Genomic DNA, 13,828 nt, shown 5'->3' on the forward strand with positions numbered 1-13,828 from the left:
AAGCATGAAAATTTCCTCCTTATTCCGACTGCTGCCCCTCTTGCTCCTGTTGAATACAGGTTGCAAGACGCAGCGACTTTTCGAACCGGCCGCGCACAGCAGCCGCGGCGATTGGACTGAACTGATGTCGACGTCGCCCTATCAACTGCGGCCCGACGACAAGGTGAGCGTGAGTGTCTGGGACCATGAAGAATTGAGTGTCGGTTCCATCTACGGTATTTACAATTCCAATGAAGTGTACGGCAAGTGGTTGCTGGTCGATGCCGAAGGCAGCCTGTTGCTCCCCAAGACCGGCAAGCTGAAGGTCGGCGGGATGACCATCGCGGCGGCTACCGATGCGGTCGTGCGCGAATATTCCCGACTGATTCCGCAACCGGTTGTTACGTTGAAAGTCCTGAACCGGGAAGTCACCGTGCTGGGAGAAGTCAAATCGCCCGGACCGATCACGCTGGAAAAGGAACGCAATTCACTCATCGAGGTCCTGGGCCGCGCAGGCGGTCCGGATTATTATGCCAACGCCGGACAGGTCCAGTTGCTGCGCATGAAAGGTCAGCAACGCATCGAGTATGTGGTTGATCTGACCAAGCTCAGCACCGTGGAGCAGGAGAGTCTCTGGGTGCAGGCGGGCGATATCGTCTACCTGCCGCCACAGAAAAGAAAAAGCCTGCAGAAGGAATCGGCCAGCCTGGTACCGTTTGCCGCGATCCTCTCGAGTCTCGCCGTCGTGTTAACCGTTATCAGCAAATAACCATGAACGATCCGCAACAATTCAAACGACTGCTGCTGCCCGCCCTGCGCGGGCTTCCGCTCATCTTGGTCAGCGTGATCGTAGCGGTGCTGCTGACCTCGCGGTTCCTGCACTATGCCGTACCGCGTTACGAAAGCACCGCGCTTCTGAAACTCGATGAGAAGGCGAACGGGGTTTCCGACAACAACCTCTTCAAGGACTTCGACTTCTTCACCGCGAACAGCAAGATCGTTACCGAAGAGCAGGTCCTGCAATCACCGGTCCTGATCGAGAAGGCCCTCCGCCTCGTCGATTTCGGCACTTCGTACTACCGCATCGGTGACATCCGCAAGAGCGAACTTTATCGACAGGCACCGTTTTTCGTGCAGTGCAGCCTGCGCGACAGCAGTCTGCTCGACCATCGCATTTCCGTACAGGTATTGGACAGCACCCGATATCTGATGAGCTATAATCTGGCGATGAAGACCGTGAAGGACTCCGGCCGCTTCGATGCGCCCTTGTTTCTTCCGGCCGGCGTATTTGTCCTGCGTTTGAATCATGCGCTGATGAAAGCGCAGCCGGGTCTGCAACTGGTCGATGACTACGAAGTCGTCATGCACTCGGATCAGGCACTGATCGCGCAGGAGATCCTTCCGCGCTTGGATGTGAAGTCATTCGATAAGGAAGTCCCGATCATGCGCATCACCTATTCTTCGGAAGTTCCGCAGAAGGCCGCTGATTTTTCCAACGCGCTGGCCCAGGCATATGTGCGCGATTACGTCGAGAGCAAGACGGAAGCCGCTTCGAAAACGGTGCAGTTCATCGACGAGCGACTGGACCGCATCGGAAAGGAACTTCGTTCTTCCGAACAGCGCCTGGAATCGTTTCGCCTGCGCAACCGGATCGTCAATACCCGGCAGGAGACCGAAACCGGCTTGCGGAAGCTCTCGGATCTCCAAGTGCAGCTTACGAACCTCGACATGCAGGAAACCGGCCTGAACCAACTGGCGGAAGCCGTCGGCAACCGGAAGGACATGAACACGATCGGACCGGCCTTCGAGTCGTTCCAGGACCCGTTGTTTACCGAGATGATCAAGAACCTGAAGAGCTATCAGCAGGAGCGGAGAGAGTTGCTTACGCGCTATACGCGCGACCATGAAAAAGTGAAGCTGGTAGAAGAGAAGATCGACGATGTCAACACTTACCTGCGCGAAGCGATCTCCAATGCCCGGAAGAACATCGGCCTGCGCAGGAACGAACTTACCACGGCGGTCGAAGAGGCCGATCATGCCTTCGACGACCTTCCGACCAAAGAAAAGAACATGGTGAACCTGGAACGCGATTTCCAGCTCAACCAGAAAGTATATCAATTCCTCCTCGAGAAGCGGACCGAAGCGTCGATCGCCGAAGCGGCCACGATTTCCTTTCACCGGGTCATCCAGAACGCTCCTGTTCCGGCATCGCCGGTGTTTCCTCGTCGCGGATTCCTGATCGCTCTGGCCGCCATGACCGGATTCCTTGTTTCGCTTACCTTCCTCTATGCGCGACGGTATTTCCGCGGCGTGTTGGAGGATAAGTCGACCGTAGAACGCCTGAGCGGCATTCCGGTTGCGGGCATCTTGCACGAGCAAAACGATAGCCGGGCGATCGGCCGTGACTTCAGTACGCTGGCCGGCCAGCTGACGCTGACGGGCGCCTTGCGGTTTCCGGCGTTGGTGTGCATCACCTCGACTTTGCGCGAGGAAGGAAAGAGTTATTCAGCCAACGGCCTTGCGGCTGCGTTCGCCCGTACCGGACGACGCGTATTGTTGGTAGACCTCGACCTTCGCAGCGAATTTACAGTCGATGTTCCGGTCGGTATTACCGAAGTCGTCGAACGCGGACTTGATCCGGCTGATATTATGAGCCAGCATCCGGCCGGTTACTGGTTCCTGTCGGCCGGAAACAAATCGGAAGATCCGGTTGCCTTGATGCAACGCCCCGAACTGACCGGTTTATTCGATAAGCTGAAGTCGCAGTTCGATCTCGTGATCGTCGACACTCCCGCCACTGCATTCGTATTGGATGCGGTGCCGGTGCTCAAGCGGGCCGATCTCTGCCTCTATATGTTGCGTGCCGGTCTGACACCCGTTCATCAGCTTCCGTTCGCCGAACAGTTGGCCGTTAACTATGACCTGCAGAACGTACGCTTCGTCCTGAACGGTATGCCGCCGGTGGTCAATTACAGCGGAGACTTTACCGGAAGCCGTTTCCGCTACGGTGTCCGCCTGGAGGGGCGGTTTGCCAAGCTTCGTCATTACCTGCGTGCCTACGTTTCATGAAACGACTGCTGAATATCTATCATAACAATCGCCAGGCACCGGTTGCTTTGCTGGACCAGGCTTTGGTCAGCGGAGCCAATTTCGTGACGGGCGTGCTGCTTGCGCGATTCCTCGGCTTGAAGGAATACGGAGTCTTCGCGATGGCCTGGCTGGTAGTCTTGTTCTTCGGAAGCATTCAGCAGTCCTTTATCATCGCTCCCTTGCAGACCTTGCTTCCCAAGCGAGAGCAAGAGGAACGTGCAAGCCTGCGGACGTCCTTGTTCCTGATCCAGTTGTGCATGGGCTTGTTGTCAATGCTCCTGACCTGGGGTTTCTGCCATCTGTCGAAGACCTTGTTTCTCGATCAGACTCCGCTCGGAGCGCTCACGCTTGTATTGCCGATCACCGTCTTTACCTTTCTGATGAACGAGTATTTCCGAAAGCTGTTCTTTTCGGAAGGAAGGCAGACGACCGCGCTTATCCTCGACCTGATCTCCTACGGTACGCAGATCCTTGGACTCTTGTTGGTTGCGTCGGCGGGAGAATTGGACCTTCGTCGCGCGCTCATCATCATCGCCAGTTCCAATAGCATTTCGACGGCGTACGGATTGATGCGTTCACACGGTCTGTCAGCGGATTTTCGTCATTTCATCCGGCATCTGAAAGAAGTCAGTTCCTATTCCGGCTGGCTGATCGGCACTTCGTTGTTGCAATGGTGTTCGGGGAATTTCTTCATCATCACGGCGGGCGGCTTATTGGGGCCGGCTCCGGTAGGAGCGATCCGGATGGCGCAGAACGTGGTCGGGGTGTTGAACATCCTGTTTCTGGCCATGGAGAATTTCATACCGTCGAACGCGGCACGGATCTATCAGCAGCAAGGACTTCGTTACCTCTATACCTACTTGCGGCAGGTGATGTTCCTGGCCGGCGCGGCTACCCTGGCGGCTTTGAGTCTGATCATGGTTTTCGCCCGGGAGATCATCGGCATGTTGTACGGAGCGGGATTCGAGCAGTATGATGACGTCTTGTTCGGTTTCTCGATTTTATACGTATTCGTCTTCACCGGGCTGCCGTTGCGCTACTTCATCCGGACCATTGAGAAGAATCGGGACATCTTTGTTTCGTACGTCCTCAGTGCCGGGACGAGTCTGTTGCTGGCGGGACCGATCGTCAGTTCCTTCGGTATTGCCGGCGTCATTGCCGGTCTGGTCATCGCACAGGTGATCGTCCAACTCTGGTTCCTGTATTCCCTTCGTCCTGAAATTTCAAGTTTATGGAAATCATCCACCTGATCCTCGGAAAAGCCAACCCTGATCGCATGAATGGCGTCAACCGCGCTGTTCATCATCTCGCCACAAGTCAGGCGCAGAACGGACTGCGTGTTAGCGTCTGGGGAATTACGCCGACACCAGAATCCGCTTATCCGGACGGCCGGCAGTATGCGACCCGGCTATTTCGTTCGCGAAAGAACAAGCTGGGGTTGGATCACGCGCTCTCCAAAGCGTTACAGGAAGTCCATCCCGGAACGGTCTTCCATTTTCACGGCGGATTCATTCCAGAGTATTTCCATGCAGCCCGGTTGTTGACACGGAAAGGTGTCCCGTACATTTTCACGCCGCATGGCAGTTACAACACGGTCGCGTTGCGGAAGAGTGCCTGGATGAAGAAATGCTACTTTCCCCTGTTTGAGCGCTTCGTGCTGAATCATGCCCGCGCTATTCATTTGCTGGGACACAGCGAAGAACTCGCCATGCAGCAGTTGAATACCAAAGCCCGGCACCACGTTGTACCCAACGGCCAGGACCAAGCGGAGCTGCAACATCATCATCGTGAACTGCCGAGGACCCAATCTCCCGTCTTCGGATTTTGTGGACGGATTGATGCATACACCAAAGGGCTTGATACGCTGGTTTCAGCATTTTCTGACTATGCTGCCGCCGGCAACCCGGGTGAATGCTGGATCATCGGCGACGGACCCGATCGAATCAAACTGGAACAGCAGGTGCGTCGCCTCAATTTGCAGGACCGGATCGTCTTCTTTGGTGCCCTGTATGGCGAAGAGAAACTGAACCGGATCGCGAACATGGACGTATTCCTCCATCCTTCGCGCAACGAGGGTTTACCGACGGCAGTCCTCGAGGCCAGTGGCCTGGGCGTCCCTTGCATTGTGAGCGAAGAAACGAACGTCGGTTCAGTGGTTCGCCGGTTCAATGCCGGTATCGTTTTGGAAAAGAACAACGTACAAAGCCTGAAAGAATCCCTGGTGCGATTCCGTTATGAATCGAACCGTTTTTCACTTTCTCCGTTGAAGGAGAATGCCAAACGCATGGTAGAGGAGGAGTTTGACTGGCGGATCATCGCCCATCGGCTCCAGGCTCTCTACCTGTCCTGAGCATGTTGGACGACCGTTACATCCGAATCCTGACCCGGTGGCTGGTCGTGATCCTCTTCCTGAAGATCGCCGGCTACTTTACGCTTTCGGAAAATGTCGCGGTTACCAGGGTCTTGAAAATCATCCTGCGAACCGGCATGACCGTGGCCATTATCCTGGTATACCGGGATCTGCGCAGCCGGGGTGCGTTCGCGATACGGGAATTCGGAAATCTTATCGTTCCGGTGCTTTACGGCGCTTATCTTTTTCTTGGTTTTCTTTCGCTTTTCTGGAGTTCCGACCCTGGATACTCGGCGCTGCAACTGGGAATGATTGTCGAGAGTTTCGTCTTCGCGTATTACTTCGTCCTGGTCTATCGGCTGGTGTTGCATTACCGTCCCGACGCGTCGCTGCGCGTGAGTCATTTGCTTTCCAGATCCACCGGAGTCATACTCCTGGTCTTTCTGCTGGGCATCATTTTCCTTCCGGAGAAGTTCTATCGATTGACCCATGGCGGCGAAGAGGCGCGATTGGGTGGTTATCTGATGAATCCCAATGAACTCGGTATGCTGAGCGTGGTCGGTGCCGGCATGTGCTGCCTGGAGCTCTTGAAAGGAGCGAAGAAAGGGTGGCCGATTTTTTTCCTCTTAGTCACGATCACCGCGCTTGTCCTGACGGGTTCACGTTCCTCACTGATCGGATTCACCTTGGTATTGCTTTATTTCGTGAACAAGAGCAGTAACCGCAAAGTGAAGCTTGCGACCGTGGTGACCATGATTGCCGCTTTTCCGCTGGCGTTATCCACCATCATCTTCAAGGGAGGCGATGTGGAGGAAGTGATGAACATGACCGGTCGGATTCCGTTCTGGACAGCCTTGCTGACAGAAGGCTTACCCAAGGAACCCTTACTGGGTTTCGGCTTCATGCGTATCGCGTATGAGGATTATTTCCAAAGTGTCCACACCTATGCCGGCCAGATGACGCACAACACCTTTATCCAGGTGGTCATGAACCTCGGCCTGGTAGGGCTCGCGCTGGTGTTGATCCAGGTCGCGGTGACGATCGTTGCCTTTGTTCGGAACAAGGACGAGGACTTTCGACGATTCTTCGTGGCTTTGTTCATCCCGATCATCATCAATTCCTTCACGGAGTTCGGCATCTTCGGCGAGACGAACTACGGCATTCTGTTTTACCAGTTGCTGCTCTTTTTTCTCGCGGTGCGCGTCTCGACGCGACCGACCTTCAAAGAGCAAGTGCTGAGCAGGGCAATGCAGCGACCGCGACCGCGATATCATTCGGTTTCCTGATTTTGGAATACCGTTCCTTTTTTTGAACGATCCGGGGCCTTGAGGCCCTTTTTTTATTGAAATTCTTGCTGAATTCGGGGGTTCTCTTTGATGGCATGATTTGGGCCTCGTGCGCGCGCTCAAATAGCCCAATATGTTTCATTCCCTTGATCTTCCTGTTTTCCTGCAGCTCTTCACGTCCGGCGATGTGGACCTGTTCACTCCCGGCAATCGCGAATCGGGCTTGCCCGTCGCGCCATCGCAGGAGAACACTTCCCGTCGTCGCCTCGCCATCCTGCGTGATGACGCGGAAACGTCCGCTGTCAGCACCTGGGCTGATTTCATTCTGCATCTTCACGGTTCGTCCCGTTCACTGAACGGCTATACGGCCACCACGTTTTGTTGCGTGAACAATCCTGACGGTTCCATCCGCTGGATGTATCCGGAGGGCACGCGGCATCCCAATTTCTTACGTTTATATAATTCCGGTTCGCTGAAGGCGCAGGCTTATCGCGCGATCGTTCGCGGCGCTTTTTTCCTTGGACAAGGAAAGCGCGTCGCGGATCGCCGGATTACGATTTACGCAAGACACGAAACACACCTTGAACGCATCTTGTCGGCGCTTTCGGTGGATGGGTATTCCATCTTCACCGGAACAGTGGGAGAGAACAGAAAGTGCGTGGTGGAGGTTCACCGATCCGGTCGGAGGACCCACTTTGTGAAGATCCCGCTGAACCGTAATTCAGCTCAGTTGCTGGAGAATGAGAACCGGACGTTGGCCTACCTGGGCCGCGCCGGTTTTCGTTCCCTGCAGATCCCGCAGAGCGCCTGCCATTCCAGCGGCGCGATCTTTCTCAGTGATGTCAAACCGGCCCGCGTGAAGCGCAGCCGTCGATTCTCTTCGCTTCATGCGAAAGCATTGTGCGAATTGTACCAACGCTACCTGACCGTCGATCAACTCGGTGAATCCGACTTCTTTGAACGGGTCATGCAGAACCTGTATCTGCTGCGGCAGCGATCCTCGCGTTTGCAGCAACGCGGCATGCAGCCGTTGTTCCGGAAGTTGGAGCAGCTCTTCCGCAGCATCGATCCCACACAGCGTGTTCACCTGGCGGCGAGCCACGGTGATTTCACGCCCTGGAACACGTTTGTTTCGGAGGAGCGCGTGCATGCGTACGACTGGGAGTTGTCGCGTCGCGATGCACCGTTGCTTTCCGACCTGTTTCACTATGTCATCCAGGGCGAAGTGATGCAGCACCGCAGCGGCTATGGTAAGATCCGGGAAGAACTGGAGCGCGCTCTCTCGTTACCGGAGGTCGCCGATCTTTGTCAGAAGTTCCGGATCGATCCGATGCTGCATTACCGGCTGTATCTCCTGTCCAATGTAAGCTACTACCTCAACCTGTATGTGACCCAGGAGCAACTGCACCCGCAGGCGCGCTGGGTCATGGATGCCTGGGAGCAAGCCATCACCGAGCTGTTGCCTGCCGATGTTGCGCGCAGCCGTCGGGAAGAGTTCCTGGAACAGTTCTTCGAACGCTACAAGCAGGCACCGTACGCCGCGCTCAAATTCATCCACGGCTCGGTGGAAGCCATGGGGCCGTTCACCGATCTGGATCTGGTCGTTACGCCGGAGTTCCGCGATACGGTGATCGAAGACGCGCGCCGGCATCCGTCGGTGTTCAAATCGCGTGTACACCGGAAATCGTTCATGACGACCCTCGAGCTGTATTTCCGGGACCAGTCGTACCTCAGCATCGACCTGCTGACCGACTTCCACCGCAAGGACGTTGCCTATCTTGATCCGACCCGTTTGTTGCGTAGTGCTACACCCGGGCGTTCCCATGTCCGGATGCCGGATGAGCGTTTTGGGTTCGAGTATACCTGGCTCTTCAACCTGTTGAACGGAAGCAGTCTGCCAAAGCGTTATCGTACCTATTATCAGTCGTTGACGGCCGAGGAGCGCGAGCGTATCCTGTCGCATATCAATTCTTCTTTTGGTTTCGAAGCGGTATCGCTGGAGGAATTCTATGACTATTCCGCATACCGTCGTCAACAGGTTGTCCGGAAACTGAAGAAGTCTTCGACCAATTCCATTGTTTCCCGCTGGATCCGTTCGGTATCCTATACCGCGGATACCGTTCGATCCCTCTTCGAGCGCCGCGGGATGATGATCACCCTGACCGGTGTAGATGGCGCGGGCAAATCCACGATCATCGACGAATTGAAGCAATTGTTGAGTGAGAAGTTTCGACGGAAGGTCGTGGTGTTGCGTCATCGTCCTTCGCTGCTGCCCATCCTGAGCGCCTGGAAACATGGTAAGCACCATGCGGAGGCGATCGCGGGAGCGCGCGGTCCGCGTGGCGGCAGCAACCGGGGTAAGCTCTCTTCACTCGCGCGATTCCTCTACTACTATTCCGATTATCTCCTGGGTCAGTTTGTGGTCTATGCGCGCTATCAGTTGCGCGGGTACACCGTGTTGTACGATCGCTATTATTTCGACTTCATCGTTGATGCGCGTCGTTCGAATATCAGCCTGAGCGAAGGCTTCACCCGTTCATTGTACCGATTGGTGCGTAAGCCGGACCTCAACATCCTGTTATATGCGCCGGTGGACGATATCCTCCGCCGCAAGCAGGAACTGGATGCAGATACGATTCAGGAGCTGACGGACGGTTACCTCCGATTGTTTGATCGGTTGTCAGGCTCTTCGACGCGATCGGTTTACCTGCCGCTCGAGAATACCGATAAGGAACGCACGCTGCGGGTCATCGAAAGCGCGATCGTTAAAGCTGCCTGATCCATGAAGATCCTGTTGGAGCAAATCATCCGGCTTCGCAATCCGCATTTCCGGTTCGACGAATCGGTGACCAGCCGCCTGTTGTTAGCCTTCGCCTGGTCGTATGGCCGCAGCTACCTGCGTGGTCTGCGTCTGTTGCTGTTGGCAAAAATGCCGCGGCATGTACTGCTTGGACGCGGTGTCGGGTTTTTCAATTCGCCGAACATCCGACTTGGACGTTGGGTAAAGCTTGGCGACCATGTTCAACTGAGCGCAGCCGGCACCGGGGAACTGGTCATCGGCGACCATAGCGGCATCGGAGCCTTCAGTCGGGTGGTGATCGCCACCTCGTTCAATCAACTCGGATCACACATCCGGATCGGTAAGAATGTGGGCATCGGTGAATTCGCGTACCTCGGCGGCGGCGGCGGGTTGGAGATCGGCGACGATTGCATCGTCGGACAGTATTTCAGTTGTCACCCGGAAAATCATATCACCGTTGACCCCAATCGGCCGATTCGCATGCAAGGCGTTACACGCAAAGGCATTCGCGTCGGCAAGGATTGCTGGATCGGCTCCAAGGTCACCATACTGGACGGTGTAGAGATCGGTGACCATTGTGTTATCGCCGCAGGCGCGGTGGTTACGCGTTCCATGCCGTCCGGTTCCGTCATCGCCGGTGTTCCTGCACGTGTCATTCGTTCACGCAGCGCGGACGAGCCGGTTACTTATCAACATCGCGCATCCTGATTCATTATTACCGCCCATGAAAACGATTCTCCTCACTGCCTATGCCATCAACCCGTACAAGGGTTCAGAAGACGGCATGGGCTGGAATTTTGTATTGCAGGCAGCGCGTCACCAGCGCGTGATCGCCGTTACGCGTCGGAACAACCGCCCGCACATCGAGCGATACTTGTCGGAGCATACCATAGCACAAGTCAATAACATTACCTTCCTGTATTTCGACCTTCCTGCATGGACCCGTTTTTGGAAGAAAGGACCAACGCTTTCACTGATCTACTTCTATATGTGGCAGATCAGTCTTCCTTTCTTCCTGATGCGCTACCGGAAGCAGGTGGATATCGTTCACAACCTCAACTTTCATAACGACTGGACGCCCACCTTCCTTTGGCTGCTGCGCAAACCGATGGTGTGGGGACCAGTGGGCCATCATCCGTTGATCCCCAAGCAGTTCATACTTCCCGTCTATGGCCGGAAAGCATGGTTGGCCGACCGTGCCCGGTGGGCTATGAAGATCATCTTCTGGAAGCTCGATCCTTTTCTGCGCATTGCCGCACGCAAGGCCGACCTGATCCTGACGATGAACAGCGAAGCGCGCGCACGCCTGGGTTTCTCCGCGGAGAAGGAGTTTCGCTGTTCCTCGGTCGCTTCGGAAGATGTAGCCTGGACGCGCCGGACAACCAAGAACGGCTTGAAGGTCTTATCAGTCGGCAGATTCGTAGCGTTAAAGGGATTCGACGTCACCCTCCGTTCGTTCGCAAAGTTCTATCATGCATTACCGGTTGAAGCGCGAGAGCATGTCAGCCTTACGCTGGTTGGAGACGGTCCGGAGCGTTCGATGCTTGAACGCATGACCGACGAATTGCAGATACGCGAAGTCACGAAGTTTATTCCGTGGATCCAACGCGCCGAACTGGCGGACCTGTACCGATCCTCGGATGTGTTCTTATTCCCCTCACACGAAGGAGCAGGCATGGTCGTATCCGAAGCGATGAGCTACGGCTTACCGGTAGTATGTTTCCGTAACAGCGGGCCGGGGGAGTTCGTTTCGCTCGCCAGCGGCTTTCGTGTTCCGTACGACGCGTACGATGCATGCATTGATCGCTTCGCGGCGCACCTCCGGGAATTGCACGATGACTCGACGCTGTGGGCGCGCATGTCGGAGTATGCCCGTATGTCATTCGAAGAACGCTTCGCATGGTCGAACAAGGGAGAAGTGCTGAGAAACGCCTATGGCCGACTGGAACGGCAGCAACGGATCCTTGCCGTTCAGCTGATGAACGACTTCAGCGGTAGTCCGCAGGTTTTGGCCAATGCAATCCGCGGATTTGTCAGGGAAGGCCGGAAGGTCGAACTGTATTGTTCTTCCGCTACCCGGGAAGGATTTCTTTCCGGCTTGCCCGTGAAGACACATGCGTTCTGGTACCGTTTCTATCCCAATAAATGGAAGCGACTGCTGGCGCTGACTACCAGCCAGGCGCATTTGTTTCTGAAGATCCTTATCAAGGCACGAAAGAACGATATCGTTTACATCAATACGCTGCTGCCATTTGGCGCCGCTATCGCTGCTAGGCTCCGTGGAGCCCGTGTGATCACGCATTTGCACGAAACCAGCATACAGCCGGCTTCGTTGAAGAAATTCCTGCGTTCTGTCGTGGAGCATACGGCCAGCCGGGTCGTGCATGTGTCATATTTCCTGCGCGAACAGGAATCGTTCACGAAGCCGGAACAATTGGTTGTCTATAACGCGACCAGCGAAGATTTTGTCCGTATGGGTGCGTTGCATCGTTATGAGGCCGGTAATCAACATCCGTTCACGGTCCTGATGTTGTGTTCCCTGAAAGCCTACAAAGGTGTATTCGAGTATGCGGAGCTTGCGCGCCAACTCCCGGATCTGCGATTTGAGCTGGTGCTCAACGCGAGCGAATCAGAAATTGCCTCCTTCTTTAAGGATCGGTCGTTGCCTGCCAACTTACAAGTGCATCCGCGACAAAGCAATGTTCACCCGTTCTATCAGCGCGCTCAACTCGTGCTGAATCTTTCGCATCCGGACCAGTGGGTGGAAACGTTCGGTATGACCATTCTGGAATCCATGAGCTACGGTATACCCGAGATCGTACCCGATATCGGTGGCCCTACCGAGTTGGTCGACCACGGCGTAAATGGATTTCGCATCAATGTCGTTGAGCTGGACCGTATTGCGGCCACCATCCGGTTCCTCGAACAGAACAGGGGAGAATGCATCCGTTTGTCCGCTCAGGCTCGTATCAAAGCAGGGCGTTTCACGATCGGGAAAATGCAGTCGGAATTGGGGAAAGCCGTTACCTGGAGCAACTGATCGATACCGTTATCAGCAATCAAGTCACGACAGGCACCTTCAGGGTACCTGTTTTTTTTCGCAGGTAGGGTTTTTCTACGAGCCACCAGGACATGGCCGCGAGTGAATAGGTTGCCGCGGCAACCATCCAGAAATCCGAAAGCGTCCTGGTTTGTTGAAGTTCAACGATCGCGTTCACGGCTACCATGTGGTAGATATAAACACCATAGGACAAATCCTGCCGTTGCAGGATGTTGTCGGCCAGACCGGGCAAGGTATAAGCAGAGGAAATGGTCAGCAATCCCAGTACAAGCCGGGAGAGGGGCAAGCGGAAAACATCCGGAACGGGTGCGCTTACCAACGAGGCGTAGACGATGAGCCAGATCAACGCTTTGCCTTTCAATAAAGGGGATTCGTGCAGGGCCCGCCGGCGTATCCAAATGCCGAGCAGGAACAATGAAAAGTGGGGGAGGAACGTCACCTGTAGCCATTTCTCCGTGTGACGTGGGATGTCCAGTGTCCACAACAGAGCGCTGAGTAGAATGAAGAGGACCAGCAGCGCCCCCAGTACCTGATCGTTTTTCGATTTGCGCAACAGGACCGCGTAGAGCAGAGGTAGGAGCAAATAAAACTGCAATTCGACGGTGATCGTCCAAAGGCTGCCGTTGAGGACACCCGTTCCATACCCACGAAGAAATTCCGGATTGAAAAATTGAACAAAGGAAATTTGTCCAAGCAGCCAGGGCAGCGTTTCCCATCGCGAGAAATCCACGTTTCCAAAACATTTTGCAGCGAGTACGGAGATGCCGAGGCAACACCATAAGGCCGGAAAGATGCGCAGGAAGCGGTTGGTGAAATAGTCGGCTGGCGACTTGCTGCGCTCCAGGGATGCGGAGACAAGAAATCCGCTGATGATAAAAAATACAGGAACACCCGGGAAGCGATCCAGCCATTGGAACCAGGCCGATTCGGTATCCAAGCCGAGATGGTGAAACGAATGTGCGACCATGACCTGGCTGGCCGCAAGGATCCGCAGGAGGTCGAAGTTATTGCGGGAAAAGGAGTCCGTTTTCACCATTCGTTCGGGCGAAAGTATCGAAGTTCCCTTGTATGGACTGAGTTGTGCCCCCTCAATCCTCGCGATTATCAAATAGAAGTATGCCTTCCAGGCTTTTCCGGAAATTGAAATAGTGGTTCAGAATAGGATTTGAATCCCAGATTGGGAACACGCAGGGTAGGTAGAGCCCTTAAAATGGTCTTTTTTCAAAGAAAAGGCCCGGTGGCACAGCTATGGCAAGGCGGGC

General features: G+C 55.0%; 9 protein-coding genes. 8 read left to right on the plus strand and 1 reads right to left on the minus strand.

Translation table 11 applies throughout. The features are described 5' to 3' along the window. Nucleotides 1-4 precede the first annotated feature (4 nt). The 8 genes from IPJ96_03235 (at nt 5) to IPJ96_03270 (ending at nt 12,545) form a co-directional block, all read left to right on the plus strand. Complete coding sequence (locus tag IPJ96_03235) at nt 5-748, plus strand: polysaccharide biosynthesis/export family protein (GenBank protein MBK7909362.1); 744 nt, start codon at nt 5-7, stop codon at nt 746-748. Nucleotides 749-750: 2 nt separating this feature from the next. Then, nucleotides 751-3,048 (plus strand): hypothetical protein, encoded by a 2,298-nt coding sequence (locus tag IPJ96_03240; protein ID MBK7909363.1) that lies wholly within the window; start codon nt 751-753, stop codon nt 3,046-3,048. Beyond that, nucleotides 3,045-4,319 carry a lipopolysaccharide biosynthesis protein gene (locus tag IPJ96_03245; protein MBK7909364.1) on the plus strand — a complete coding sequence of 425 codons (1,275 nt, stop codon included), beginning with the start codon at nt 3,045-3,047 and terminating at the stop codon, nt 4,317-4,319. The genes IPJ96_03240 and IPJ96_03245 overlap by 4 nt, the downstream gene beginning before the upstream one ends. After that, the gene (locus IPJ96_03250) at nt 4,301-5,419 is read left to right on the plus strand and encodes a glycosyltransferase (GenBank protein MBK7909365.1); all 1,119 of its coding nucleotides are present in this window, start codon (nt 4,301-4,303) and stop codon (nt 5,417-5,419) included. Before IPJ96_03245 ends, IPJ96_03250 begins: the two co-directional genes overlap by 19 nt. A gap of 2 nt (nt 5,420-5,421) precedes the next feature. After that, a complete protein-coding gene (locus tag IPJ96_03255) occupies nt 5,422-6,705 on the plus strand; it encodes an O-antigen ligase family protein (GenBank protein MBK7909366.1) in 1,284 nt (427 codons plus the stop codon). A 133-nt stretch (nt 6,706-6,838) separates the two neighbouring features. Then, nucleotides 6,839-9,484, plus strand: coding sequence for a phosphotransferase (locus IPJ96_03260; protein ID MBK7909367.1), 2,646 nt, complete (start codon nt 6,839-6,841; stop codon nt 9,482-9,484). A 3-nt stretch (nt 9,485-9,487) separates the two neighbouring features. Beyond that, nucleotides 9,488-10,213, plus strand: coding sequence for an acyltransferase (locus IPJ96_03265; GenBank protein ID MBK7909368.1), 726 nt, complete (start codon nt 9,488-9,490; stop codon nt 10,211-10,213). Nucleotides 10,214-10,229: 16 nt separating this feature from the next. Then, on the plus strand, nt 10,230-12,545 hold the full coding sequence (locus tag IPJ96_03270) for a glycosyltransferase (GenBank protein MBK7909369.1): 2,316 nt from the start codon (nt 10,230-10,232) through the stop codon (nt 12,543-12,545). A gap of 19 nt (nt 12,546-12,564) precedes the next feature. On the opposite strand, the gene IPJ96_03275 is transcribed toward IPJ96_03270, so the two are convergent. Beyond that, the gene (locus IPJ96_03275) at nt 12,565-13,602 is read right to left on the minus strand and encodes an acyltransferase (protein MBK7909370.1); all 1,038 of its coding nucleotides are present in this window, start codon (nt 13,600-13,602) and stop codon (nt 12,565-12,567) included. Nucleotides 13,603-13,828 lie beyond the last annotated feature (226 nt).

The organism is Bacteroidota bacterium, assembly GCA_016713765.1.
Taxonomy (GTDB): domain Bacteria; phylum Bacteroidota; class Bacteroidia; order AKYH767-A; family 2013-40CM-41-45; genus Pollutiaquabacter; species Pollutiaquabacter aromativorans.

Coding starts and splice junctions, on each gene's coding strand:
- IPJ96_03235 (MBK7909362.1), top strand. CDS start 5: ATGAAAATTTCCTCCTTATTCCGACTGCTGCCCCTCTTGCTCCTGTTG.
- IPJ96_03240 (MBK7909363.1), top strand. CDS start 751: ATGAACGATCCGCAACAATTCAAACGACTGCTGCTGCCCGCCCTGCGC.
- IPJ96_03245 (MBK7909364.1), top strand. CDS start 3,045: ATGAAACGACTGCTGAATATCTATCATAACAATCGCCAGGCACCGGTT.
- IPJ96_03250 (MBK7909365.1), top strand. CDS start 4,301: ATGGAAATCATCCACCTGATCCTCGGAAAAGCCAACCCTGATCGCATG.
- IPJ96_03255 (MBK7909366.1), top strand. CDS start 5,422: ATGTTGGACGACCGTTACATCCGAATCCTGACCCGGTGGCTGGTCGTG.
- IPJ96_03260 (MBK7909367.1), top strand. CDS start 6,839: ATGTTTCATTCCCTTGATCTTCCTGTTTTCCTGCAGCTCTTCACGTCC.
- IPJ96_03265 (MBK7909368.1), top strand. CDS start 9,488: ATGAAGATCCTGTTGGAGCAAATCATCCGGCTTCGCAATCCGCATTTC.
- IPJ96_03270 (MBK7909369.1), top strand. CDS start 10,230: ATGAAAACGATTCTCCTCACTGCCTATGCCATCAACCCGTACAAGGGT.
- IPJ96_03275 (MBK7909370.1), bottom strand. CDS start 13,602: ATGGTGAAAACGGACTCCTTTTCCCGCAATAACTTCGACCTCCTGCGG.